The sequence below is a fragment of the Micromonospora sp. DT68 genome (assembly GCF_049847245.1).
Classification (GTDB): Bacteria; Actinomycetota; Actinomycetes; order Mycobacteriales; family Micromonosporaceae; genus Micromonospora; species Micromonospora profundi.
Genome location: NZ_JBNCNZ010000004.1, coordinates 75,531 through 97,844, shown reverse-complemented (window position 1 = coordinate 97,844; position 22,314 = coordinate 75,531). Strand labels below are relative to the sequence as shown.

Annotated in this window: 20 protein-coding genes and 1 tRNA gene; 10 read left to right on the top strand and 11 right to left on the bottom strand. The window is 71.4% G+C overall.

Annotated features, from left to right (window positions below):
* Window positions 1–22 precede the first annotated feature (22 nt).
* The 3 genes from ACPXB1_RS09000 (at window position 23) to ACPXB1_RS08990 (ending at window position 3,710) form a co-directional block, all read left to right on the top strand.
* A complete protein-coding gene (locus ACPXB1_RS09000; protein WP_355590181.1) occupies window positions 23–2,038 on the top strand; it encodes a biotin carboxylase N-terminal domain-containing protein in 2,016 nt (671 codons plus the stop codon).
* Window positions 2,035–3,198, top strand: a complete 1,164-nt coding sequence (locus ACPXB1_RS08995; RefSeq protein ID WP_355590184.1) for an acyl-CoA dehydrogenase family protein — start codon at window positions 2,035–2,037, stop codon at window positions 3,196–3,198. The genes ACPXB1_RS09000 and ACPXB1_RS08995 overlap by 4 nt, the downstream gene beginning before the upstream one ends.
* A gap of 176 nt (window positions 3,199–3,374) precedes the next feature.
* On the top strand, window positions 3,375–3,710 hold the full coding sequence (locus ACPXB1_RS08990; RefSeq protein ID WP_355590187.1) for a hypothetical protein: 336 nt from the start codon (window positions 3,375–3,377) through the stop codon (window positions 3,708–3,710).
* Here the strand turns inward: ACPXB1_RS08990 and ACPXB1_RS08985 are convergent.
* From ACPXB1_RS08985 to ACPXB1_RS08955, 7 genes are all read right to left on the bottom strand, one after another.
* The gene (locus tag ACPXB1_RS08985) at window positions 3,697–5,226 is read right to left on the bottom strand and encodes a serine/threonine-protein kinase (RefSeq protein WP_355627908.1); all 1,530 of its coding nucleotides are present in this window, start codon (window positions 5,224–5,226) and stop codon (window positions 3,697–3,699) included. The two genes, ACPXB1_RS08990 and ACPXB1_RS08985, sit on opposite strands and share 14 nt — an antisense overlap.
* A 30-nt stretch (window positions 5,227–5,256) precedes the next feature.
* The gene (locus ACPXB1_RS08980; protein WP_355590193.1) at window positions 5,257–5,691 is read right to left on the bottom strand and encodes a hypothetical protein; all 435 of its coding nucleotides are present in this window, start codon (window positions 5,689–5,691) and stop codon (window positions 5,257–5,259) included.
* A 123-nt stretch (window positions 5,692–5,814) separates the two neighbouring features.
* Complete coding sequence (locus tag ACPXB1_RS08975; RefSeq protein ID WP_355590196.1) at window positions 5,815–9,438, bottom strand: adenylate/guanylate cyclase domain-containing protein; 3,624 nt, start codon at window positions 9,436–9,438, stop codon at window positions 5,815–5,817.
* Entirely contained in the window at window positions 9,435–10,274 is an 840-nt protein-coding gene (locus ACPXB1_RS08970) for an MBL fold metallo-hydrolase (RefSeq protein WP_355590198.1), read from the bottom strand. Before ACPXB1_RS08970 ends, ACPXB1_RS08975 begins: the two co-directional genes overlap by 4 nt.
* 114 nt (window positions 10,275–10,388) lie before the next feature.
* Complete coding sequence (locus ACPXB1_RS08965; protein WP_355590201.1) at window positions 10,389–10,850, bottom strand: RidA family protein; 462 nt, start codon at window positions 10,848–10,850, stop codon at window positions 10,389–10,391.
* Window positions 10,847–11,002 (bottom strand): DUF4177 domain-containing protein, encoded by a 156-nt coding sequence (locus ACPXB1_RS08960; protein WP_007466198.1) that lies wholly within the window; start codon window positions 11,000–11,002, stop codon window positions 10,847–10,849. The genes ACPXB1_RS08965 and ACPXB1_RS08960 overlap by 4 nt, the downstream gene beginning before the upstream one ends.
* Before the next feature lie 44 nt (window positions 11,003–11,046).
* A complete protein-coding gene (locus tag ACPXB1_RS08955; protein WP_355590204.1) occupies window positions 11,047–11,529 on the bottom strand; it encodes a hypothetical protein in 483 nt (160 codons plus the stop codon).
* 594 nt (window positions 11,530–12,123) lie between these two features.
* Here ACPXB1_RS08955 and ACPXB1_RS08950 point away from each other — a divergent pair.
* The 3 genes from ACPXB1_RS08950 to ACPXB1_RS08940 are packed head-to-tail and all read left to right on the top strand — an operon-like array spanning window position 12,124 to window position 14,963.
* Window positions 12,124–12,753, top strand: a complete 630-nt coding sequence (locus tag ACPXB1_RS08950) for a hypothetical protein (RefSeq protein ID WP_425735142.1) — start codon at window positions 12,124–12,126, stop codon at window positions 12,751–12,753.
* 26 nt (window positions 12,754–12,779) lie between these two features.
* Window positions 12,780–13,757 carry an ArsA-related P-loop ATPase gene (locus ACPXB1_RS08945; protein ID WP_355590207.1) on the top strand — a complete coding sequence of 326 codons (978 nt, stop codon included), beginning with the start codon at window positions 12,780–12,782 and terminating at the stop codon, window positions 13,755–13,757.
* A 57-nt stretch (window positions 13,758–13,814) separates the two neighbouring features.
* Entirely contained in the window at window positions 13,815–14,963 is a 1,149-nt protein-coding gene (locus tag ACPXB1_RS08940; RefSeq protein ID WP_355590210.1) for an ArsA family ATPase, read from the top strand.
* Between the two features lie 6 nt (window positions 14,964–14,969).
* Here ACPXB1_RS08940 and ACPXB1_RS08935 read toward each other — a convergent pair whose 3' ends face one another.
* Window positions 14,970–15,290 carry a WhiB family transcriptional regulator gene (locus ACPXB1_RS08935; RefSeq protein WP_053654856.1) on the bottom strand — a complete coding sequence of 107 codons (321 nt, stop codon included), beginning with the start codon at window positions 15,288–15,290 and terminating at the stop codon, window positions 14,970–14,972.
* Window positions 15,291–15,693: 403 nt separating this feature from the next.
* Between ACPXB1_RS08935 and ACPXB1_RS08930 the strand changes: the two genes are divergently transcribed.
* Window positions 15,694–18,141: a penicillin-binding protein gene (locus ACPXB1_RS08930; protein WP_355590213.1), complete on the top strand. Its 2,448-nt coding sequence runs from the start codon at window positions 15,694–15,696 to the stop codon at window positions 18,139–18,141.
* Window positions 18,142–18,240: 99 nt separating this feature from the next.
* On the opposite strand, the gene ACPXB1_RS08925 is transcribed toward ACPXB1_RS08930, so the two are convergent.
* Window positions 18,241–18,696 carry a GatB/YqeY domain-containing protein gene (locus tag ACPXB1_RS08925; protein WP_355590215.1) on the bottom strand — a complete coding sequence of 152 codons (456 nt, stop codon included), beginning with the start codon at window positions 18,694–18,696 and terminating at the stop codon, window positions 18,241–18,243.
* Between the two features lie 25 nt (window positions 18,697–18,721).
* Between ACPXB1_RS08925 and ACPXB1_RS08920 the strand changes: the two genes are divergently transcribed.
* The 3 genes from ACPXB1_RS08920 to ACPXB1_RS08910 all read left to right on the top strand — a co-directional run bounded on the left by ACPXB1_RS08920 (window position 18,722) and on the right by ACPXB1_RS08910 (window position 20,876).
* The gene (locus ACPXB1_RS08920; RefSeq protein ID WP_355627911.1) at window positions 18,722–19,615 is read left to right on the top strand and encodes a metallophosphoesterase; all 894 of its coding nucleotides are present in this window, start codon (window positions 18,722–18,724) and stop codon (window positions 19,613–19,615) included.
* A gap of 176 nt (window positions 19,616–19,791) precedes the next feature.
* Window positions 19,792–19,868, top strand: a tRNA-Pro gene (locus ACPXB1_RS08915).
* Window positions 19,869–20,072: 204 nt separating this feature from the next.
* Window positions 20,073–20,876, top strand: coding sequence for a GNAT family N-acetyltransferase (locus ACPXB1_RS08910; protein ID WP_355590220.1), 804 nt, complete (start codon window positions 20,073–20,075; stop codon window positions 20,874–20,876).
* Between the two features lie 84 nt (window positions 20,877–20,960).
* Here ACPXB1_RS08910 and ACPXB1_RS08905 read toward each other — a convergent pair whose 3' ends face one another.
* Together ACPXB1_RS08905 and ACPXB1_RS08900 are read right to left on the bottom strand one after the other, a co-directional pair.
* Window positions 20,961–21,551: a DinB family protein gene (locus ACPXB1_RS08905; protein ID WP_355590223.1), complete on the bottom strand. Its 591-nt coding sequence runs from the start codon at window positions 21,549–21,551 to the stop codon at window positions 20,961–20,963.
* A 47-nt stretch (window positions 21,552–21,598) separates the two neighbouring features.
* On the bottom strand, window positions 21,599–22,093 hold the full coding sequence (locus ACPXB1_RS08900) for a hypothetical protein (RefSeq protein WP_355590401.1): 495 nt from the start codon (window positions 22,091–22,093) through the stop codon (window positions 21,599–21,601).
* Window positions 22,094–22,314 lie beyond the last annotated feature (221 nt).

The following is a 22,314-nucleotide window of genomic DNA, read 5'->3' as shown; positions in this document are numbered from 1 at the left end:
ACGAGAGGCAGGCTCAGCCAAAATGATCAACCGATTGCTCGTCGCCAACCGGGGGGAGATCACCCGCCGGGTCTTCGCGACCTGCCGGGCGCTCGGCGTGGAGACGGTCGCCGTGCACTCGGACGCGGACGCCGACGCGCCGTTCGTCGCCGAGGCCGACCAGGCAGTCCGGCTGCCCGGTGACACGCCGTCCGAGACGTACCTGCGGGTCGATCTGATCCTGGACGCGGCCCGGCGCAGCGGCGCGGACGCCGTCCACCCGGGTTACGGCTTCCTGGCCGAGAACGCCGAGTTCGCGGCGGCGGTGACCGACGCGGGGCTGACCTGGGTGGGCCCGCCGGCCAAGGTGATCGCCGCGATGGGCGACAAGCTGGCGGCGAAGTCGCTGCTCGCCGAGGCGGGCGTGCCGATGCTGCCGAGCTGGACCGACGCCGCCGACGTCACCGATTTCCCGGTGCTGGTGAAGGCGTCCGCCGGTGGCGGCGGCCGGGGCATGCGGATCGTCCGGGACACCGCCGGGCTGGCCGAGGCCGTGGCGTCCGCGCGCCGCGAGGCGGCTGCGGCGTTCGGCGACGGCACTGTCTTCATCGAGCGGTACGTCGAGCGCGGCCGGCACGTCGAGGTGCAGATCTTCGGTGACACGCACGGGACGGTGGCCGCGCTCGGTGTCCGGGAATGCTCGATCCAGCGCCGACACCAGAAGATCGTCGAGGAGGCACCGGGGGTCATTCCGGCGGACGTGCGGGAGCGCCTGCACGAGGCGGCGGTGGCGGCCGGCCGGGCTGTCGACTACGTGGGCGCTGGCACTGTCGAGTTCCTGCTGGCGCCGGACGGGGCGATCTACTTCCTGGAGATGAACACCCGGCTCCAGGTCGAGCACCCGGTCACCGAGCTGACCGCCGCCGGAGGGCTGGACCTGGTCCGGCTGCAACTGCTTGTCGCCGAGGGCGCGGCGTTGCCGGAGGAGGCCAGGTCTCCGTCCGCGCAGGGCTGCGCCATCGAGGTACGCCTCTGCGCCGAGGAACCGGCTCAGGGGTTCCGCCCGGCGACAGGTGTCCTGCACCGCTTCGCCGTCCCCGGTGTCGACTGCGAGTTCGGTGGTCTTCAGCGGGCGGGTCTGCGGCTCGACTCGGGTGTGGTGGACGGTTCCGTTGTCGGCGTCCACTACGACTCGATGCTGGCGAAGCTTGTCGCCTGGGCACCCACCCGCGCCGAGGCGGCCCGGGCTCTCGCGGGCGCGCTCGCGCGGGCCGAGTTGCACGGTGTGGCCACGAACCGGGATCTGCTGGTCCGCGTGCTGCGCAGCCCCGAGTTCGGCGCGGCGGACGTCGACACCGGGTTCCTGGACCGGCACCCGGAGGTGTTCACGGCGCTGCTTCCCGCCGACCGCCTGCCGCTTGCCGCGCTGGCTGCGGCGCTCGCGTCGGCCGCTGGACGCCGTGCGGGCGCGACGGTGCTGGCCGGGCTGCCGTCGGGCTGGCGCAACGTGCCTGCCGTCCCGCAGGTCGCCCGGTTCACCGGGCCGGACGGCGAGATCGAGGTCCGCTACCGGCTGGACCGCCGGGGCGGGCTCGCCGAATGGTCGACCGATCCCGCCAACACCGACCCTCCCGCTGTGGCACTGGTCGAGGCCACCCCGGACCGGGTGGTGCTCGACGTCGACGGTGTGCGGGGCGCGTACCGCGTACACCGGGTGGGATCGGAGGTCTTCGTGGACGGCCCCGACGGGTCGGCGAGCCTCACCGAGCTGCCGCGTTTCCCGCTGCCCACGGCGCAGCTTGCGGCCGGGTCGTTGCTCGCGCCGCTGCCCGGCGCGGTGACCCAGGTGCACGTCGAGGTCGGCCAGCGGGTCGCGGCCGGCGACCTGCTGCTCACGCTGGAAGCGATGAAGCTGGAACATCCCGTGCTCGCCCCGACCGACGGTGTCGTCGCCGAGCTGCCGGTGCCCGCCGGCGGTCAGGTGCGCACCGGTGCCGTGCTGGCTGTCATCGACGGCGTCGACCCCGCGCCGTCGAACCCCGAGGAGGACCCCCGATGAGCTTCGACCTCACCCCCGAGCAGGACCAGTTGCGCGACGCCGTGCGGGCGTTGGGCCGCCGGTACGGCCACAGCTACTTCGTGGAGAAGGCCAAGTCCGGCGAGCACACCACCGAGCTGTGGGCCGAGGCCGGCCAGCTCGGCTACCTGGGGGTCAACATCCCCACCGAGTACGGCGGCGGTGGCGGTGGCATCACCGAGCTGGCAATCGTCTGCGAGGAGCTGGCGGCGGCCGGTTGCCCGCTGCTGTTGCTCGTGGTGTCCCCCGCCATCGCGGCCACGGTGCTCCACCGGCACGGCACCGAGGAGCAGCGCAAGCGGCACCTGCCCGGTCTCGCCGACGGCTCCGAGAAGATCGTCTTCGCGATCACCGAGCCGGAGGCAGGCTCCAACTTCCACAGGCTCGCCACGGTGGCCCGCCGCGACGGCGACGACTGGCTGCTATCCGGCCGCAAGTGCTACATCTCCGGTGTGGACGAGGCAGGCCACGTCCTGGTGGTGGCCCGTACTGAGGATTCGTCCACCGGCAAGCTGAAGCCGGCGCTGTTCCTCGTGCCGACCGATGCCCCCGGGCTGACCCGGTCCAAACTGGACATGGAGATCCTGTCCCCGGAGAACCAGTTCCTGCTCTACCTGGACGACGTACGGCTGCCCGCCGACGCGCTGCTCGGCGGATCGCTGGACGCCGGACTGCCGGCGCTCTTCGCCGGGCTCAACCCGGAGCGGATCACGGTGGCCGCGATGGGCGCCGGCACCGGCCGGTACGCCATCGAGCGGGCCACCGACTACACAGCCACCCGCAAGGTCTGGGGCGGCCGGACCATCGGCTCCCACCAGGGCGTGTCGCACCCGCTGGCGCACGCGGCCGTGCAGGTGGAGTTGGCTCGCCTGATGATCCAGAAGGCGGCCACCCTGTACGACGCCGGCCGCGACCTGGAGGCGGGCGTGTCCGGCAACATGGCCAAGTACGCCGCCGGGGAGGCCGCCGCGCTCGCCGTGGACACCGCCGTCCAGGCTCTCGGCGGGGCCGGAATGACCACCGAGTACGGGATCGCGACCCTGCTCGGCGCGGTCCGGGCGGGTCGGATCGCCCCGGTCAGCCGCGAGATGATCCTCAACTTCGTGGCCCAGCACGTCCTGGGCCAGGACAAGTCCTACTAGATCAACTCCGCGGCGGGCGCGGGCCGGCTTCGACACGGCGAGCAGGGCACCGGGAGTAGCGACCCGGGCCCACCGCGTGTCGGTCCGGCCCGCCCATGTCGGGCCAACCGGCCAGATCGACGCGGCGGAATGCCATCTCCGGTTGACAGCCGGCCAGGTCAAGGCATGCTTGGGGGGTGAATCGACTGGTCAGGCCCGACCCGCGCATAGTGGCGGCGGTCGCCGCGCTGGGCGCCCTCGTTTTGCTGGTCCTACTGGTCGTGTGGCGCCGTCAGGATCTCCTCGGCGTGGTCCTCGCGCTGCTCGTCGTACTGCTGACGATCATCGCCGGGGTGGCCGTGTCCGCCGCCCGGCAGCACGACGAGCCGGAGCCGCCGGACCGGTCGGCCGGGCCCGCGGAGTTGATGCCGTACGGGATCGACGCCGACACTCTCGACGCCCTGGACAGCCGGGCCGCGTTGCGCGCGGTGCGGGACCGACGCGGGACGCCCAGCGGCTTCAGCGACCGGTGAGTGTGGGGCCGGCGAGCGCGTCGACGCCCCGCCCGGCAAGGCACCGGTAGGTCCGGTCGACGCTGCCGTCCACCGGCGGCAGCACCTCCAGGCGCCATCCGGTCGCCTCGTTGATACCGGTGGTCACGCGGAAGGTCGTCGCGCCGCACACCTGCCGGACGGGCTCGGCGCTGACCACCTCGTGGTGGGGGGCGCCGACGAGCGACACCGGCAGGATCCCCTCGGCGTACGTCTCCCAGGTGTGCCGGGCATCGCAGGGAACCCGGACGGCCTCGGCCCGGTCGCCGCGGATCCGGATCGGACCGAAGCACTCCAGTTGGGGCAGGCACCGGGCACCGCTGGGCAGGGCCGCCGGCGCACCGGCACCCGTCGTGCAACCGGGCAGCGCGCCGGTCGCCGGGGCTCCGACCTGGGTGACCTGGGGAGACGGGCTGGGCGGCGGGGCGCTGCTTGCCACCCACGCCCCGGTGGTCGCCGAGGCGGCGAGCGCGAGCACTCCCGCGCCACCGAGGAACCAGCGCCGCCGCCAGCGCCGGCTGTCGGGTGCAGTGGGTTGGGTTTCCTCGACCGGCGGCCGAGGTATCGGCTGGCCGGCGACGTACGGGCCGGGCCGCGCCGCGCCGCCGCTGATCGGGCCGCCGCTGATCGGGCTCCCGCTGATCGGGGCGCCGCTGACCGGTTTCGGCGGCGAGCCGAACGGCAGGTGGGTGAGCAGGTCGTGCAGTTCGAGGGCGGAGGGCCGCTCGGCCGGGTCGTTGGCCATGCCGGCGCGCAGCACGTCGATCAGCTCGTCCGGTACGCCGGGCAGGCTGGGGATCTGCTGGTTGAACATCTCCAGCACAGTGACCAGGCTTGGGTTGCGCTCGGACTGCCAGCGGGGCGGCCGGCCGTGCATCACCGCGTAGAGGGTGGCGCAGAGCGCGTACACGTCGACGGCCGGCGACGGTGGGCTGTGGCTGAACATCTCCGGTGGCGCGTACGCCGGGGTGAGCACCTCAAGGGTGACTGTGGGATCCCGGTGTTCCGCGAGCACGGCCAGCCCGAAGTCGGCGAGCACCGCCGAGTTGAAGTGCGAGTAGAGGATGTTTGCCGGCTTGACGTCGCGGTGCAACACCCCTGCCGCGTGCGAGTGGGCCAGCGCGTCGGCGATCTTGATGCCGAGATCGCGGGCCTCCACAGCGCCGAGCGGCGAGGTACGCATCCGCTCGGCGTACGACCCGTCGCACAACTCCATGATCAGGTAGGGGTGCTGGTCGACGGTGACCCCGACATCGAAGAGGTCCACCACGTGCGGGTGGGACGACATCCGCCCGGCGGCCCGCGCCTCACGCAGGAACCGGGCCTGGTCGCGCTCGCTGTCAAGCGTGCGGTTCTCCACCTTGACGGCGACCTCACGCCCCACCGAGATCTGGGTGGCCTGGTAGACGGTCGCGTACCCGCCCCGGGCAAAAACTCGTAAATCGGTCAGGCCGGGCACGATCGGCACCCGCGAACGGCCGGTCGGGGTGTCGGTCACTGCTCGAAAATACCCAACCCGGCCGGCGGCTCAGCGCGCCGCGTCCGCCGAAGCGGCACCGGCTGCACTTCGGCGGGCGTCGACGCGCAGGCCGATCGCGGTGGCCAGTGCACCCAGGCCCTCCCAGGCGGCAACCCCGAAGAACCGGTCCGGGGCGATGTCGGCGAGCACGGCGATGGTGAACACGGTGAAGGTGACCAGCCGGAAGACCACTGTGAAGCGGTAGAACGCCCGCCACTCGGTGACAGTGGCGAGCAGGTAGTAGACGCCCATGTTGAACGACGCCATCGAGGACGCCAGCAGGAACGTGCCCGTGTGGTCGCCGGCCGTACGGGTCGACGGCACCTCCAGCCCGAGCATGCTCAGCAGCGCCTCCGGCCAGAGCAGCCCGACCGCACCCATCAGCAACGCCAGCACACCGAAGACAGCGATGGTCCAGCCCGCGATGGAACGCGGCAACTTCATGATGGCCCTCCCCGGCACGGCGACGGCTTCACTGTGGACCGGCGCACGGTGGTGACACGCTAGCCGGTCGCTCCGACAACCACATCCCCGGAACCGGCAGAACCGGACGGGAAGCGGCGATGGCTAGACCTGAGCGGCGATCCTGGCCCGCAGGGCGTCGGCGGCGGCGCGTTCACTGCGCTGCTCGGTGGCGTACGCCAGACGGACCGCCTCGTCCGCACAGGACAAAGCCTCCACCTGCCGACCGCAGGCCGCCAGCGTCTCCGCCAGCACGCCGGCCGCGATCACCTGACTGCGGACGTCCTCGGCAGGCACCGTGACCGCACGCTGGGCCCAGTCCAACGCCTGCTCCCGCTGACCGTGGGCGAGCAGCGCCGACGCGTACCGGGCCATCGTCTGACGGCGGGAGAACAGCAACGACGGCGCGTTCGCGGCGGTGGTCGCCACGGGCGCGAGCAGCCCGACGGCAGTCGCCGGGTCGCCGGCGGCCAGCCGGGCGGTGGCCAGCAGCACCCGGGGCGCGACCTGCGCCGGCGCCTGCGGGTTGTGCGGTTCGACGGCCGTCAGCACCCCGCGCGCCGCCCGCTCGGCAGTCTCCCAGTCGCCCATGTCCAGTGCCACGAACCCCCGCAACGTGCCAGCCATCCCGGTGAGCAGCGGGTGCGAGGTCCGCTCGGCGTCCGCCAGGGCGTCGGTGAGCAGATCGGCAGCGTGTTCCGGCTCGCCCAGGCCCCGCGCCACAACAGCCCGGACCACAAGCGCGAACCCGCGACCCCAGTCGTCGGACGCGGCGGCGAACTCGCGGTACGCCCGGCGTGCCCCCTGGTCCGCCTCGGCCAGCTCACCCAGCTCGGCAGTGGCGTACGCCGCCACCGCCCGCAGGGTGCCCACCGCCCACGCCTCCCCGACCCGCTCCCCGAAGGGCAGGAACACCTGCGCCATGCGACACGCCTCGCGCAGCCTTCCGGCAAGCAGCCGGGCGAACGCCGTGGTGCCCCGCAGCCAGGCCCGCCCGTACGGGTCCTTCAGCTCGGCGAACAACCGAGCAGCCCGGCCGAGCACCGCGTCGGTGCCGGCGAAGTCACCCCGGGTGGTGGTCACCCACGCCAGGTTCTGCAACGACCACGCCTGCCCGCGCCGGTCCTGCGCACCGAGACTGACCTGGTACGCGGCAGCCAGCCGGCTGCTCGCCTGACTCAACCGTCCGCCCACGAAGTCGGCCATGCCGAGCCGGCGCATCGCGGACGCCCGCAACGTGGGCAGCCCGGCGGCAGTGGCCACCTGTAGCGCCTCCTGCCAGGCGGTCACCGCCCGCCCCTGGTCACCGAGGGTCTGCTGGGCCTGCCCGGCGAGCAGCAGGGCGCTGACCCGGGTGGCCTCCTCCCCGGCGTTCGCAGCGATCTTCTCGGCGTAGGCGAGCGCGTCGACGGCCCGACCGATCTGGAGCAGCGCCCTGGCGTGCACCACCCGATCGGCCGCCGGCACGCCGTCGCGGGCCAGTTCGGTGGCGCGTTCGGCGTACTCGACGGCGAGCGCCGGCTCCCCGGCGGACAGCGACCGGCGGGCGGCCCGGCCGAGCGCGGCGACCCCGAGCGGGGCCACGGCGCGGGCCGGGGCGTCCGGGCGCAGCTTCACCGCATCGGAAAGCCGGGCGGCCCGCTCGACGTGCATCGCCACGAAGTCGTCCCGGGCCTCGTCGGTGAACCCGCCCAGGGTCGCTGTCGCGGCGTTGTTCTCGGGTGCCGCCCACTGGGCAAGCGCGGCGTGCCGCTCAGCCAGCTCCGCCTTGCTCACACCGGCGTACGCGGCCTCCCGCATGAGCGGGGTGGCGAACGCGTAGCCGGTGCGGGTGCGGTGCAGCATCCGGCGTTGCAGCAGCTCCTCCACCGCCCGGTCGAGTTCCACGGCGACCACGGCCGAGGGCCGCCCGTCGCGGCCGGCGCGCTTGTCGAGCAGCGCCTCCAACGCGCCCTCGGGCACCGTGTCACCGACCACCGCGGCGTCCCGCAGCACCGAACGGGCGCCCGGTGGCAGCGCGTCGATACGCGCGGCGAGCACCGCCGCGAGATCGCGGGACAGCAGCCGGCTGCCCAGCGAACCGGGCACCAGCCGCCAGCTCGCGGTCGAGCTCTGGTCCCGCTCGCCGGGGGCTGGTCGGACACCGCGACCCGGTTCGACTGTCGTGAGGGCACCGCGCTCGATCAGCAGGGTGACAAGCTCGGCCAGGTAGAACGGGTTGCCCTGGGCGGTGGCCAGCAGCCTGTCGGTGTCGGTCTGGGGCAGTTTCCCGCCGCCGAGATAGCTGGTGAGCAACCGGGCCGCGTCGGCTCCGCGCAGCGGCGGCAGGGAGTGCACCTCGGCGTCCGCGACGCGGGTCAGCGCACCCGCGGTACGGACCAGCTCGGGGCGGCCGAGCAGCAGCACGAGGACCGGGCCGGTGAGACGGGACAGGGCCAGCCCGAGCGCACGGATCGTCTCGGCGGTGGCGTCGTGCAGGTCGTCCACCACGATCACCAGCGGCGCCTCCGAGGCGAGGCCGCTGAGCAGGTCGGCGACGGCGTTCGGCACCGCCTCGGCATCGGCCGCCGTGGCAGCGGCACTGCCCCACTCGCCGTTGTCGGTGCCGGTGTGCGCGGGGAGTTCGGCATAGCCGAGCAGTGCCAGCAGTTGGTCGGTGACGATCGGCGGTTGTTCGGCGCCGGCTCGGGCGAGCCGCTGGCCGAGCCGGCGCAGCCGCTCCTCGACCGCAGGACGGGTGAGCGCTGTGGACGCGTCACTGGGCAGGCCGACGGCGGCGCGGACCAGGTCGGCGAGCGGCGCGAGCCGGCGGCGCTCACCGAAGGCGGCGCAGCGCACCGAGAGCACCCGGGCTCCTGTGTGCGCCGCGTACCTGCCGGCGCCCACGTCGTATCCGGCGGCGAGGCGTTCGACCTCGGCGGCGAACCGGGACTTGCCGATGCCCGCCTCGGCAGTCATCAGCAGCACCCGGGGGTCTCCCTGGTCGATCACCTCGGCGAGCCGGCCGGCGACCCGGCCGATCTCGGTCTCCCGGCCCACGTAGGGCGCCTCGTCACCGAGACCCGACCGGGTGCCCGGCGCGTCGAGCAGACCCAGCAGCTCGTACGCCTCGACGGGCTCACGCTTGCCCTTGAGCCGCAGCGGGCGCAGCGCCCGCCAGGAGGCCACGTGCCTGGTGGCGGCGGCGGTACGACCACCGGCGTAGACGGCACCGACAGCGGCGGCGTCGGCCAGTCGGGCGGCGGTGTTCACAGTGTCGCCGATGACCGTGTATTCGATCGCGGCCTGGATGCCGGCGATGACGTCACCGGTGTTCAGCCCGACCCGCAGCCCGAGCGGCGCACCGCCGCCCCGCTCGTCGTCGAGCACGCGGCGGACGGCCCGCTGCATGGAGAGGGCGGCCCGGACGGCCCGCTCGGCGTCGTCCTCGTGTGCCACCGGCGCCCCGAAGACCGCCATGATCCCGTCGCCGGTCAGCTTGTCGACGTGCCCGCCGAACGTCTTCACCGCCCCCGCGAGGGAGGCGAGCACCCGGTCGGTCACCGCGCCGACCCGCTCCGGATCGAGATCCTCCGACCAGGAGGTGAATTCGGACAGGTCGCCGAAGAGCACCGTTACCACCCGACGCTCGGCCGCCGGCAACGTCGCGGCGGCCGGCAGCGCGGCTCCGCAGTTGTGGCAGAACCGCGCGCCTGGAACGGCGACGGTTCCACACACGGGGCAGGTCACATGTGCTCCAACCCACTGACCCCCGGCTCGGATTCCCCGGTGTCGACACCCAGATACTCCAACTGGGCACGGACCGACCAGCCGGCCGCCCACCAGAGCGAGCGGTCCACGTCCGCGTAGACCGCGGCGACCACGTCGTCGGGCGTGCGGGCACCGGCGGCGACCGCCTCCCGGACCTGGTCGAGCCGGGCCCGCCGGTGGGCGAGGTAGAAGTCGGCCGCCGCGCCGCAGTCGGCGAGCGCCGGGCCGTGCCCGGGCAGCGCCGTGATTCCCCGGTACGTCGACAGCAACTCCAGGCTGCCCAGATAGTTGCCGAGGTGACCGTCCGGGTGCGCCACCACTGTGGTGCCCCGGCCGAGAATGGTGTCGCCGGTGAGCACCACCTGCTCGTCGGCGTGCTCCACCAGGAAGCAGGCCGAGTCGGCGGTGTGCCCGGGGGTGCTCAGCAGGCGGATGTCGAGGCCGAAGCCGCCCAGGTGCTCGGCCGGCTCGGTGAGGGGTTCACCGCCGATGGTGTGCGCCGGGTCGACGGCCAGGACGTGCGCCGCCCCGCCGAGGAGTTCGCTCAGCCGGGCCGAGCCCTCGGTGTGGTCCGGGTGCCCGTGGGTGATCAGCACGAGCCCGACGGGGCCGGCGGCGGCGATCGCGGCCAGGTGCCCCTCGTCGGCCGGCCCGGGGTCGATCACCACTGCCGGCTCGCCCGGTGCCGCGCGCAGCACCCAGGTGTTGGTGCCGTCGAGGGTCATCGGCCCCGGATTGGGCGCACGCAGCAGCGTCACCCAGTCCGGCAACTCAGCGGCGAGTGCCGCCGCCGGTGCCGTCATGTGCCCGCTCATGGCTGCGATCGTACGACCCGGCTCGCCACCCTCCGCGATCTTGCACTTTCGGACCCTGATTCGTCCCTCTTCAGGGCTTTGATCCGGGCACCAAGTGCAAGATCGCGGGGCGGGTCAGGCGACCTCGACTATGACTTCTACCTCGACCGGGGCGTCCAGGGGGAGTTCGGCCACGCCTACCGCGCTGCGGGCGTGGCGGCCTGCCTCACCGAAGACGGTGCCGAGCAGGTCGGAGGCACCGTTGATCACGGCGGGCTGGCCGGTGAAGCCGGGCGCGGAGGCCACGAAACCGGTCACCTTGACCACCTTGACCACGTTCTCCAGGCCGACAAGCGAGTCGACGGCGGCCAAGGCGTTGAGCGCGCAGCGCTGGGCCAGGTCCTTGGCCTGCTCGGCCGAGATACCGGCGCCGACCTTGCCCGTCGCCAGCAGCTTGCCCTCGGCGATCGGCAGCTGGCCAGAGACGTACACGTGCTGCCCGGACTGCACGGCCGGCACGTAGCTGGCCACCGGCGGCACCACCTCGGGGAGTTCGAGCCCCAACTCGGCGAGCTTCGCGTGCGGGCCGTTGCTCATGCCTTGGGCCGCTTCAGGTAGGCCACCAGCTGGTCCGGGTTCGGGCCGGGGACCACTGCGACGAGTTCCCACCCGTCCTCACCCCAGTTGTCGAGGATCTGCTTGGTCGCGTGGACCAGCAGCGGGACCGTGGAGTATTCCCACTTCTGCATCGCTGGAGGGCTCCCTCTCGGTGCGGACGGCGTCGAGGTACAGCCTACGGTCCGCTCGCCGGGCGAGGTGCGGTGCGCTGTTCGGGCGGTGCCGGCAACTCCCCGCAGGGGCCTTCGTGCCCGTACCTCTGGGGGCACCGCGACCGGTCGGGTTGCAGCAGGTCGCAGAAGACGCGGTGCCTGTTGTTCTGGTCGTCGGCGTTCGACACCGTGGTCTCGCCCGCGTCCAGCTCCGGCAGGAACCCCAGGGACACGGCGACGCGACCGGCAAGCGTTGTCGCCGCTCCCAGGTCGGCCACCCGGATCGGCAGGTGGATGACGAAGCCCGGCTCGTCGTCGTCCCGCCGCTCGACGGGTCGGCTCGGCGTGCGCACCACCTCGGGCGGTTCCGGAACCCGACGGTACGACCGCTCGTTGACCGGCGGGTTGCCGAACGGTCCACCGGCAGCCTCGCCCATCGACCCGGATCGGCGCAGCCGGTCGTTGGCCGGAAACTGGGTGCGAGGGATGTTGTCCGCGTCGCGCATGCACTTCCTCCGGTGGTACCTCTCGGGTGACGCCTCCGGCCGGCCCGGCCATCCTCTCCGGCCCCCGCACCGGGACGAACGTAGGTGCGTGGGGGCGGTCCCGCCAACAGGACGCGCACATCAAGCCCGAAAGTCACATATACGACAGATCGTATGCAGTGACCCAACGGTGTCCGCCCTGTCGCCCACTGGCCAAAATCCACGCTCCGGGCGGCGCGATACGGGCGACACCAACACGGTGGTTGACCGCTACCCTTCCCGTCGGACGGTCGCGAGCAGCGCCCGGCCGCCCGCTCGATCACGCTCGGCGCCCGGGGTGGCGGCCGGGCGCCGCACACTCGGGGGAACGAGATGACCCAACCGCCCAGCGGTGACCAGACCGGCCCGCGCGCCCTCCCGGCGGGCCACCCGGATCCCGCCGGTCAACCCGGCGATCCAGCCGTCCCCCCGCAGCCCGGCGCACCCACAGTGCCCGGCCAGCCGGCCGGCACCGCGCAGCCGGGGAGCACCTCGCAGCCCGGCCCGCTCGCTCTTCCCGCACAGCCCACCCCGGCGGCGCTGCCCGCGTCGGCAGGTGTGCCCGCGCCGGCGGGTCTGCCCGGCCAGCCCGACAGCGCCAACCAGCCCGCGAGTGCCCCGCCGTTCGCAAGCGCCCCGCCGTTCGGCAGCCCGACGGGCGACCCGGCGACGCAGGCACCGGGCGCAGTCGGGACCGAGACTCCGGGGGCGATCCCGCCGCCCCCGCCCGGCTACCCGCCCTACCCGGGTTCGGCCGAGCCGAAGAAGAAGCGTGGCCTGCTGATCGCTGCCATCGCTCTCGTCGTGATCATGGTGCTCTGCGTGGGTGGCGGCGTGGTGACGTTCCTGACCCTGCGCAACGCCGAGTCCGGCGAGGGCGCCAAGGAGCCGGCGGTCGCCGTCGACGAGTTCCTCACCGCCGTCTACAAGGATCGCGACGCCACAAAGGCGGCCAACCGCGTCTGCGCCGCCTCCCGGGACGACAAGAAGATCGCCGCGAAGGTGGCCGAGGTGCAGAAGTACGCGGCCGAATACCAGAACCCGCGCTTCAAGTGGACCACCCCGAAGGTCGACAACCAGACCGGTGACCGGGCGACCGTCTCCGCCCGCGTCACAATGACCACCGCCGACGAGAAGGTGGCCGACCAGGACCTGCGTTTCACTGTGGTGCAGAAGACGGGTTGGTGGGTCTGCGAGGTCGCCTGACCCCCGAGCCTGGATAGGCTCGACGGGTGCGTGCAGCTGAGCGGCCGTCCGACCCGGCCGGTACCGGATGGTCGGCCCGCCTCCACGTCGTGACCGGCAAGGGCGGTACCGGCAAGACAAGCGTGGCGGCGGCGCTGGCCATGGCGCTGGCCGCCGGTGGCCGGCGCACCCTGCTGGTCGAGGTCGAGGGCCGGCAGGGCATCGCCCAACTCTTCGGCATCGACCCGCTGCCGTACGAGGAGCGACACCTCACCGACGTGCCCGGCGGCGGTGAGGTGCGAGCACTCGCGGTGGACGCCGAGGAAGCCCTGCTCGAATACCTCGACATGTTCTACAAGCTGGGTGCCGCGGGACGGGCGCTGCGCAAGCTCGGTGCGATCGACTTCGCCACCACCATCGCCCCGGGCCTGCGGGACGTGCTGCTCACCGGCAAGGTGAAGGAGGCCACCACCCGCACCTCGGGGCAACGACGCGTGTACGACGCGGTGGTGCTCGACGCTCCGCCGACCGGGCGGATCGGCCGTTTCCTCAACGTCACCGCCGAGACGGCCCGACTGGCAAAGGTCGGCCCGATCAAGACCCAGAGCGAGGGGGTCGCCGCGCTGCTGCGCTCCCCGATCACTGCGGTGCACGTGGTCACGCTGCTGGAGGAGATGCCGGTGCAGGAGACGGTGGACGCCATCGCCGACCTCACCTCGCTCGGCTTCGGGGTCGGCAAGGTGATCGTCAACGGCACCCGCCCGCCGCTGCCGGCCGGCCGGGCGGTCAGCCCTGCGGAGTTGAAGCGCGGACTGGCCGCCGCCGGGTTGCCGACCGATCGGGAGATCGTCGCTGGCCTGCACGACGAGGCACGTGACCAGGCCATTCGGCGGGAGCTTGAGGATTCGCTGCGGGCCGAGCTGGTGGAGCTGGGGCTCCCGATCGTCGAGTTGCCACTGTTGCCCGAGGGGGTCGACCGGGCCGGACTCACCACCCTGGCGCAGGCCCTCGTGCAGGCGGATTGACGCGCACCTCACGTCGGCACAGGCGCACGGACCCAGCCGGCCCGATACGCTCGATTGGTGCCTTCCGAAGACGCGGCGCCGCAGCTGGACGTCGACCAGATCCTCGCCGACCCCGGCGTGCGGATCATCGTGTGCTGCGGTGCCGGCGGGGTGGGTAAGACGACCACTGCCGCGGCGCTGGCGCTGCGGGCCGCCGAGCAGCATGGGCGGCGAACGGTGGTGCTCACCATCGACCCGGCCCGCCGGCTTGCCCAGTCGCTGGGCCTGACGGAGCTGGACAACACGCCCCGCCAGGTCAAGGGGATCGACGTCGAGGCCAGCGGCGGCGAGCTGCACGCCATGATGCTGGACATGAAGCGCACCTTCGACGACGTGGTGCTTCAGCACACCGATCCGGCGAAGGCCGCGGAGATCTTCGCGAACCCCTTCTACCAGGCCATGAGTTCGACGTTCGCCGGCACGCAGGAATACATGGCGATGGAGAAGCTGGGCCAGCTGCACGCCCGGGGCGAGTGGGACCTGATCGTGGTCGACACCCCGCCGTCCCGCTCGGCGTTGGATTTCCTGGACGCGCCGGCACGGCTCTCCCGTTTCCTCGACGGCCGGATGCTGCGGCTTCTGCTGGCACCGGCACGCACCGGCGGGCGGAGCATGTTCAGCCTGGTCACGGCCTCGTTCGGCATGTTCTCGAAGGTGGTGCAGAAGGTGCTCGGCGCGCAGCTGCTCACCGACCTGTCCGGCTTCGTGGCCGCCCTGGATTCGATGTTCGGGGGCTTCCGGCAGCGCGCCGAGCAGACGTACCGCATCCTGCAGGCACGGGAGACGGCCTTCGTGCTGGTGGCGGCCCCGGAGCCGGACGCGGTCCGGGAGGCCGCCTACTTCGCGGGCCGGCTGCGGGAGGAGAAGATGCCGCTGGCCGGGCTGGTGCTCAACCGGGTGCACCGGCCGGCGGTTCCGGAGTTGGACGCGGAGCAGAGCCGGGCCGCCGCGGAGCGGCTGACCGAGCTGGGAGGGCACGAGGCCACCGCCGACGTGCTGCGGGCGCACGCCGCGCTGGCCCGCCAGGCGGTACGCGAGCAGCAGGTCGCCGCACGGTTCACCGAGGCGTTCCCCGGGGTGCCCACGGTGTCGGTGACGGCGCAGCCCGCCGACGTGCACGACGTCGACGGGCTACGAACGATCGGCGCGGCGATCAGCCGGCCGTGACCGGCGTCAGTTGGCCGCGCTGACCAGGATTTTGTCCTTGGCGGCCTTGTCCTTGCTGTTCTTCTTCATCGCCGCCTCGAACATCTTGCGCCAACTCGTCACCTGCGGGTGACGACGCAGCAGCGCGCGGCGTTCGCGTTCGGTCATGCCGCCCCACACACCGAACTCGATCCGGTTGTCCAGCGCGTCGGCCAGGCACTCGTACCGAACTGGGCAGCTCCGGCAGATCCGCTTCGCCACGTTCTGTTCGGCGCCCTGTACGAACAACGCGTCCGGGTCCCCGTTCTGACACGCCGCCAGCGACGGCCAGTCAGTGATCATGCCCATGTGTACACGTCCCCCCTTGCATACCTACCGACCTCGTTGCACGGCAGCCGGCAATTCCCCCCGGTCGCCCGGCCTGCCTTCCCCAAGGCGGCACGAACGACATGTGGCGCTGTCGCCGCCATCATCATGCTCTGTAGTCGACCGATTACGCAACGTTGTCGGCGAAATCCATCATTCCGGACACTCCCGGCTTCCCGGGCCTTCGACCGCCGGTTACCCCGCCGAGGTCCGTGAAAACGCTGCGCCGTTCCCTCCAATCGGAGGAGACTCACGCCAGGTCACACGCAACCTCGTACGGGGGGTCATGCGTTTAGCACAACGAGGGCAGCGCACGCAGGAAATGGGGAAAGAACGCCCCAGCGCCCCTCGTTCCCTACTCGCGTACCCTGTCGAGGTGACCTGGATGCGGAAACGTGACCACAATGTGCTGACCAATGCCGCATCGCTGCTCGTATGTGGCCTGTTGGCTGGCGTGGTGGTCGCTGCGGCGGCCTTCCCCGCGGTGGCGATGTCCGGCCTTGCCGCGAAGGCCGGCGCCGAGACATTCGGCGCCCTGCCCACTGAGTTGACTGTGGCCCGCGCGCCACAGATCAGCTATCTGCTTGCGTCGGACGGCAAGACACCGCTCGCGACGATGTACGACGAGAACCGCCGCGACGTGAAGCTCGCCGACATCTCCCAGCCGATGCAGAAGGCCATCATCGCGGCCGAGGACCACGACTTCTACAAGCACAACGGCGTCGACATCAACGGTGTCGCCCGCGCGTTCGTCAACAACCAGAACGAGAGCGCCGGCCGTCAGGGCGCCTCGACGCTGACGATGCAGTACGTCCGGCTGGCCATCGCCTACTCGGCCACCCACCCGGCCGACGTGGTCGCCGCGACCGAGGACACCAGCGCCCGCAAGCTCCGCGAGATGCGGCTGGCCCTGCAGGTCGACAAGGAGTTCTCCAAGGACGAGATCCTGACCCGCTACCTCAACCTCGCCTCGTTCGGCAACGGCGCGTACGGCATCTACGCCGCCAGCCAGGTCTACTTCGGCAAGCCGCCGAGCAAGCTCAAGATCGAGGAAGCGGCGCTGCTGGCCGGCATGGTCAAGGCTCCGACGACCAACGACCCGACCACCAAGGCGGGTTACCCGCTCGCGCTGGACCGGCGCAACTACGTCATCGACAACATGGTCAAGACCAAGGCCATCACCCAGCAGGAGGCCGACGCGGCCAAGGCGACCAAGCTGGTCGTGAAGGACCGGCGCACCCCGAACGGCTGCGTCGCCGCCAACGTCAACAGCTGGGGCTTCTTCTGCGACTACTTCTACCGCTGGTGGATGCAGCAGGAGACGTTCGGCTCGACGTCGTACGACCGTGAGCGCCGGCTCAAGAGCGGTGGCTACACAGTCGTCACGTCGATCGACGTCCAGGCGCAGAAGGGTGCGGACAAGGCGGTCCGCAAGGCCAAGAGCGAGAACAGCAAGGAAGCCGCAATGGTCGCGGTGGTCGAGCCCGGCACCGGTCGGGTCCGCGCGCTCGCCGTCAACAGGCAGTTCAAGCTCGACGACCCGAAGAACCCGAAGAACAAGATCTCCAGCGATCCCGCCAAGAGCAAGAAGAAGATCCGGGGCAACTACCCGGCGACCGTCAACCCGCTGCTCACCGGCGGCGACGGCATCACCGGCTACCAGGCCGGCTCGACGTTCAAGATCTTCAGCATCCTGGCCGCGCTGGAGAAGGGCATCCCGCTCAGCTACCCGTTCAACGCGCCGCAGCAGTTCAAGTCGGAGTACATCGTCGAGGCGGGCAGCAGCGCCGCCTGCCCGGGCACCAACAAGTACTGCCCGACCAACTCCGGCCTGAAGGCCGGCGGAATGCAGAACATGTGGAGCGCCTTCGCGCAGTCGGTGAACACCTACTTCGTGCCGCTTCAGCAGCAGGTGGGCGCGGAGAACGTGGTCGACGCCGCCAAGCGGGCCGGTATCAACTTCCGGGTCAGCAGGGAAAACGAGTGGGCCAACAACAAGGCGGCCGCCCACGACTGGGGAGCGTTCACCCTCGGCGTCTCGTCGGTCACCCCGCTCGACCTGGCCAACGCGTACGCCACCCTCGCCGCTGACGGCAAGTACTGCGAGCCGATCCCGGTGCAGGAGATCCGCGACCCGGAGGGCAACAAGCTCGACATCGCCAACCCGCGCTGCGAGAAGCGGTTCAGCACCGACGTGGCCCGCGCCGCAGTGGACGCCGCCCGCTGCCCGGTCGGCGACAACTCGAAGACCAGCAAGTGCGGCAGCAGTCGCACCGCCGGCAACGTGAAGGGCTTCGTCGACGCGCCGGTGGCCGGCAAGTCCGGCACCACCGACTCGGAGAAGACCGCCGCCCTGGTCGCCATGACCAAGCAGTACTCGGTGGCCGGCATCATGGCCGACCCGGACTGGCCGCAGACCAACGTCAAGATGAAGCACAAGGAGCGGGACGGCATCAACCCGCCGGTGTACGAGACGCTGCGGGACGCCATGAAGGGCAAGCCGCGGATCAACTTCGAGCCGCCCGGTCAGAAGATCTCCGAAGGCGACCAGCGCAGCATCCCCGACGTCAAGTGCCAGCCGATCGAGACCGCCAAGTCCCGACTCAAGGGCGCTGGCTTCCTGCCCGTCGTCTCCGACACGAAGGTGACCTCGAGCTGCCCGGCGGGCACCGCCGCCGGCACCAACCCGGGCAACCGCCAGATCAAGGGCGGTGTGGTGTCCATCGACGTCAGCAGTGGCGGCGGCACCTCACCGGGCACGACCACGCCGGGGCAGCCCGGCGGGCCGGGTAACGGGCCCGGTCGACCCGGCGGCGGCCGTCCGGGCGGCTGAGACGCCAGGTAGAACACGCGAACGGGCGGTACCCCTCGGGGTGCCGCCCGTTCGCGTGTACGGACTATCGCTGAGCCATCCGGCTGACGCGCGGACCTGTCAGAGGCCGAGCTGACGACGTACCTCGGCGGCCACCCGGCCACCCTCGGCCTGGCCGGCCACAGCGGCCTGGGCCGCCTTCATCGCCGGGCCCATCTGGGCCTTGCCGGTGAAGCCGCCCGCAGCGAGCGCCCCCGAGACCAGCTCGGTCAGCTCGGCATCGGAGAGCTGCTTGGGCAGGTAGCGGTCCAGCACCTCGCCCTCGGCGGTCTCCTTCGCGGCCTGCTCGGTGCGGCCCGCGTCGGCGAAGGCGGTGGCCGCCTCCCGACGCTTCTTGGCCTCCTTGGTGAGCACCGCGAGCACCTCGTCGTCGGTGAGCTCACGCTTGGCCTTGCCAGCGACCTCGGCGGTGCCAACGGCGGCCAGAGCCATCCGCAGCGTGGAGGTGGTCAGCTCGTCGCGCGCCTTAAGCGCGGAACGCATGTCGGCAGTGAGGCGGTCCTTCAGCGTGCTCATGGACGGTGAAACTACCCTGAACGCCATGCGAAAGCGCACACTATTCCGGCTCGCCGCCGGAACCGCCACGATCGGCGCGGCAACCCTCGCGTACGCGTCGCTCATCGAGCGCAACATGTTCACACTGCGGCGGTACGACGTGCCGGTGCTGCCTGCCGACTCGGAGCCGCTGCGCGTGCTGCATCTGTCGGACCTGCACATGATGCCCGACCAGGCACGCAAGCAGCGCTGGGTGGCGTCACTGGCCGCCCTCGACCCCGACCTGGTGGTGGTGACCGGCGACAACATGGCGCACCCGGACTCGGTGCCCGGTGTGCTGCGGGCCATGCAACCGCTGCTGGACTATCCAGGGGCGTTCGTGTTCGGCTCCAACGACTACACAGGCCCGGTGCTGAAGAACCCGTTCACCTACTTCCTGCCCGACCGGGAGTACACCGAAGGCGCCGAACTCCCCTACGAGGAGCTGCGGCAGGTGTTCACTGGCGCCGGCTGGGCCGACCTCAACAACGCCCGGACCACAATCAAAGCCGGCGGCCGCCAGATCGACCTCGTCGGCGTGGACGACCCCCACATCGACCGGGACGACTATCCCTCGGTGGCCGGCGAGGTCTCCTCCTCGGCCGACCTGTCCATCGCGCTGTCGCACTCGCCCGAGCCGCGGGTCCTCGACCAGATGGCCGCCGACCGCTTCGGGCTCCTGCTGGCCGGGCACACCCACGGCGGGCAGGTCTGCGTGCCCGGGTACGGAGCGCTGGTGACCAACTGCGGCCTGCCCCGCTCGATGGCGCGAGGGCTGCACCGGTGGCCCGGCTCGGACTCCTGGCTGCACGTCTCCGCCGGCCTCGGCACCCACCCGACCGCCCCGATCCGCTTCGCCTGCCCCCCGGAAGCAAGCATCCTCACGCTGATCCCCCGCTGACCCTGGCTCTTCGTCCCGCCTGCCTTTCAAGATCCGCACAACTTCCGGGATGTAGTGCCCTCCGGGCGCCACGAGGCCACTAGATCCCTGAAGTTGCGCGGATCTTGGCTGCTCCGGGAGCGGGGGTACCGAGTTTGACCATCGGGGCGGGTGGGCTACTATTTGTCGGCACGCCTCGGGGTGTGGCGCAGCTTGGTAGCGCGCTTCGTTCGGGACGAAGAGGTCGTCGGTTCGAATCCGGCCACCCCGACCAGAGGTAACAGCAGGTCAAGGCCCCTCCACCGAGGGGCCTTGATTCGTTTTCGGCGCTCCCCAGCTTGGTCACCCACTCCTGAACGGCCGAGTGATCGATCGTCGCCAGCGGTACTGCACCCCACCTCGGCACGACGTGATTGCCCATGATCGAGGCATCGCGGGCGACGGTCGCCCTCTCGTCGTTGCGGTTGCTCAGCCAGCGTTGCGCGTAGTCGCCGAAGCGGAGGCTGCCGGCGTCGGGAGCGACTACGAGACCGGCACCCCGGCCGCCGACCGTGAGCTGCTCGGGATCACCACGCACCGGGTGGGCGGCGGCGTCGTGCTCTCCATGCGCAACGACGTGACCAGCTACTGGAACAAGGCTCTCGGCTTCGGATTCACCGAACCGGTCACCGCCGACCTGATAGACGAGATCATCGGCATCTACCGCGCAGAGCGGGCACCCGTGGCGGTGCTCCAGATCGCCCCCGAGGTACTGCCAACTGACTGGGCCGACATCTGTGCGGCGCACGGACTGCAGCCCGGTGGCCGGATCGCCAAGCTCGCCGCCCCTATCGAGGACGTCGTGATCAAGGGCAAGACCGACCTGGGCATCGTCCCGGTCACCGCCGACCTCGCCGACGCGTGGGGCCGGTCCATCCTCACCGCCTTCGGCATGCCACACGACGGCCTCGCCGGCATGTTGAAGGCGAGTGCCGAGAAGCCCGACTTCCACCTGTACGCCGCCCTGTCCGGCGACACCGTCGTCGGTGGCGGTGCCCTCTACGTCAACGACGAGGTGGCCTCGCTGAACTCCGGTGCCATCCTGCCTGGATACCGGCGGCGCGGCGGTCAGGGAGCGCTCATCGCCGCCCGCCTGGTACAGGCCCGCGCACTCGGCTGCCGGTACGTGGTCACGGAGGTCGTGCAGCCGGGCGAGGGTCAGGTCAACCCGTCTCTCAACAACATGCTGGGCGCCGGGCTGACCCGCCTGTACGTACGGCAGAACTGGTACTGGCGTCCGTGATGCGGGCGAGGTGGGGGCGGGCAACCAGAGGCTAAGAGGGCACATCCGATCCATGGATGTGCCCTCTGGTGTTTTCCCGTGAGGTTATTCGAACTGGTCGGCGAGCTTCGTCAGCTTGGTGACGTACGCCGTCCAGTCATAGCCGTCGGGGACACCGAAGTTCTCCCGCCGCATGCCGATCGTCGTGTCGTGCTGCTCGCGCATGATGTCGGCGTGCCCGGCGTGACGGGCGAGGTCGCACGTCACGTGGATGATGACCCTCTGCAGCGTCACGGCCTGTGCTTCGGGCGGCCACCACGACACGTGCCCCGGCGCGTCGAGCGGCAACTCCTGGATCGTCTGGTCGGCGAACGCCCCGACACGGCGATACAGGTCGACAAGCCCGTCCTTCGTCTCGTCCTCCCGCGCGTACCAGTCTGCCTGTGGGTCCTCGTCGAACGCCTGCAGGGGAACCAGTTCCTCGGGGGTGGGGAATTCGCGTCCGAAGGTGGGCCCGAAGTACCCGGCCTCGACATTGAGGCAGTGCTTGATCACACCCAGCAGGTTGTTGCCGGTCGCGGTGCGGGGCAGCCTGGCTTCGCGTTCGCTGAGCCCGTCAAGCTTCCAGATCAGGTTTTCGCGAGTCTGCTGAAGGTAGTAATGCAGCGCGATTTTCGCATCGCTCTGGTCAGCCATGCCGGCCAGTGTTCCCCATGCGCGGAATCCCCGCGTGCCCCTGCCGGTCAGTCGTGCCGTTCGGTGCGCTCGATCTCGACGAACGCGGCAGCCAGATAGCCGTCGATCGGCTGGCCGGAGGCCGACAGCAGGTCGGCGATGAGCAGCGGGGCGTGTCGGGCGACCGCCGCCGGGCCGGGCGGGTTGTCGTCGTCGCCCGGGTCGTACACGCCGAGCGCCCCGGCGAGGAGCACCAGCACCACGTGCGGATCGACGTCGGCGCGCCATTCGGCCGCCGAGCGAACGCAGCGTTCCAGCACCTGACGGACGTCGTCACCGTCGAGCCCGTCCGGATGGGTCTGCTCCAGCAGCAACCGGACGACGACGCCGAGCACCAGGCCGGACCGGTCCGCACCGGTCAGCCGCTCGACCGCCACCTCGTACGTCGCGGCGTCGCGCTGCTGGACTGCAGCGACGGCTTCGCCGGCCGCGTTGGCGATCTCACGGGCCGATGCGGGCAGATGCCGCCAGGTCACACTCACCGAGCCAGCATGGCAGAGCACACCGACAGCCGCCGCGCCCCGCCGGCCGACCTTTCCGAGGTACGACAAGCGCTCCCTCCCCGAACGATCAGACTCGATCCTGGTTGTAGTGGCCTGCACACCAGGTCGAGACCACTAAAACCAGGATCGAGCACGATCCCCGCGAGCACGAGCACGAGCACGACGGGCAGGGACGGGTCGGGCCCTGGAGCTGCTGCTCCAGGGCCCGACTGTCGAGAGGC

What these genes read in the sequence shown, in the direction of transcription:
- ACPXB1_RS09000 (WP_355590181.1), top strand. Translation starts at nt 23, where the DNA reads ATGATCAACCGATTGCTCGTCGCCAACCGGGGGGAGATCACCCGCCGG.
- ACPXB1_RS08995 (WP_355590184.1), top strand. Translation starts at nt 2,035, where the DNA reads ATGAGCTTCGACCTCACCCCCGAGCAGGACCAGTTGCGCGACGCCGTG.
- ACPXB1_RS08980 (WP_355590193.1), bottom strand. Translation starts at nt 5,691, where the DNA reads ATGAAGTTGCCGCGTTCCATCGCGGGCTGGACCATCGCTGTCTTCGGT.
- ACPXB1_RS08970 (WP_355590198.1), bottom strand. Translation starts at nt 10,274, where the DNA reads ATGAGCGGGCACATGACGGCACCGGCGGCGGCACTCGCCGCTGAGTTG.
- ACPXB1_RS08965 (WP_355590201.1), bottom strand. Translation starts at nt 10,850, where the DNA reads ATGAGCAACGGCCCGCACGCGAAGCTCGCCGAGTTGGGGCTCGAACTC.
- ACPXB1_RS08960 (WP_007466198.1), bottom strand. Translation starts at nt 11,002, where the DNA reads ATGCAGAAGTGGGAATACTCCACGGTCCCGCTGCTGGTCCACGCGACC.
- ACPXB1_RS08955 (WP_355590204.1), bottom strand. Translation starts at nt 11,529, where the DNA reads ATGCGCGACGCGGACAACATCCCTCGCACCCAGTTTCCGGCCAACGAC.
- ACPXB1_RS08935 (WP_053654856.1), bottom strand. Translation starts at nt 15,290, where the DNA reads ATGGGCATGATCACTGACTGGCCGTCGCTGGCGGCGTGTCAGAACGGG.
- ACPXB1_RS08930 (WP_355590213.1), top strand. Translation starts at nt 15,694, where the DNA reads ATGCGGAAACGTGACCACAATGTGCTGACCAATGCCGCATCGCTGCTC.
- ACPXB1_RS08925 (WP_355590215.1), bottom strand. Translation starts at nt 18,696, where the DNA reads ATGAGCACGCTGAAGGACCGCCTCACTGCCGACATGCGTTCCGCGCTT.
- ACPXB1_RS08920 (WP_355627911.1), top strand. Translation starts at nt 18,722, where the DNA reads ATGCGAAAGCGCACACTATTCCGGCTCGCCGCCGGAACCGCCACGATC.
- ACPXB1_RS08905 (WP_355590223.1), bottom strand. Translation starts at nt 21,551, where the DNA reads ATGGCTGACCAGAGCGATGCGAAAATCGCGCTGCATTACTACCTTCAG.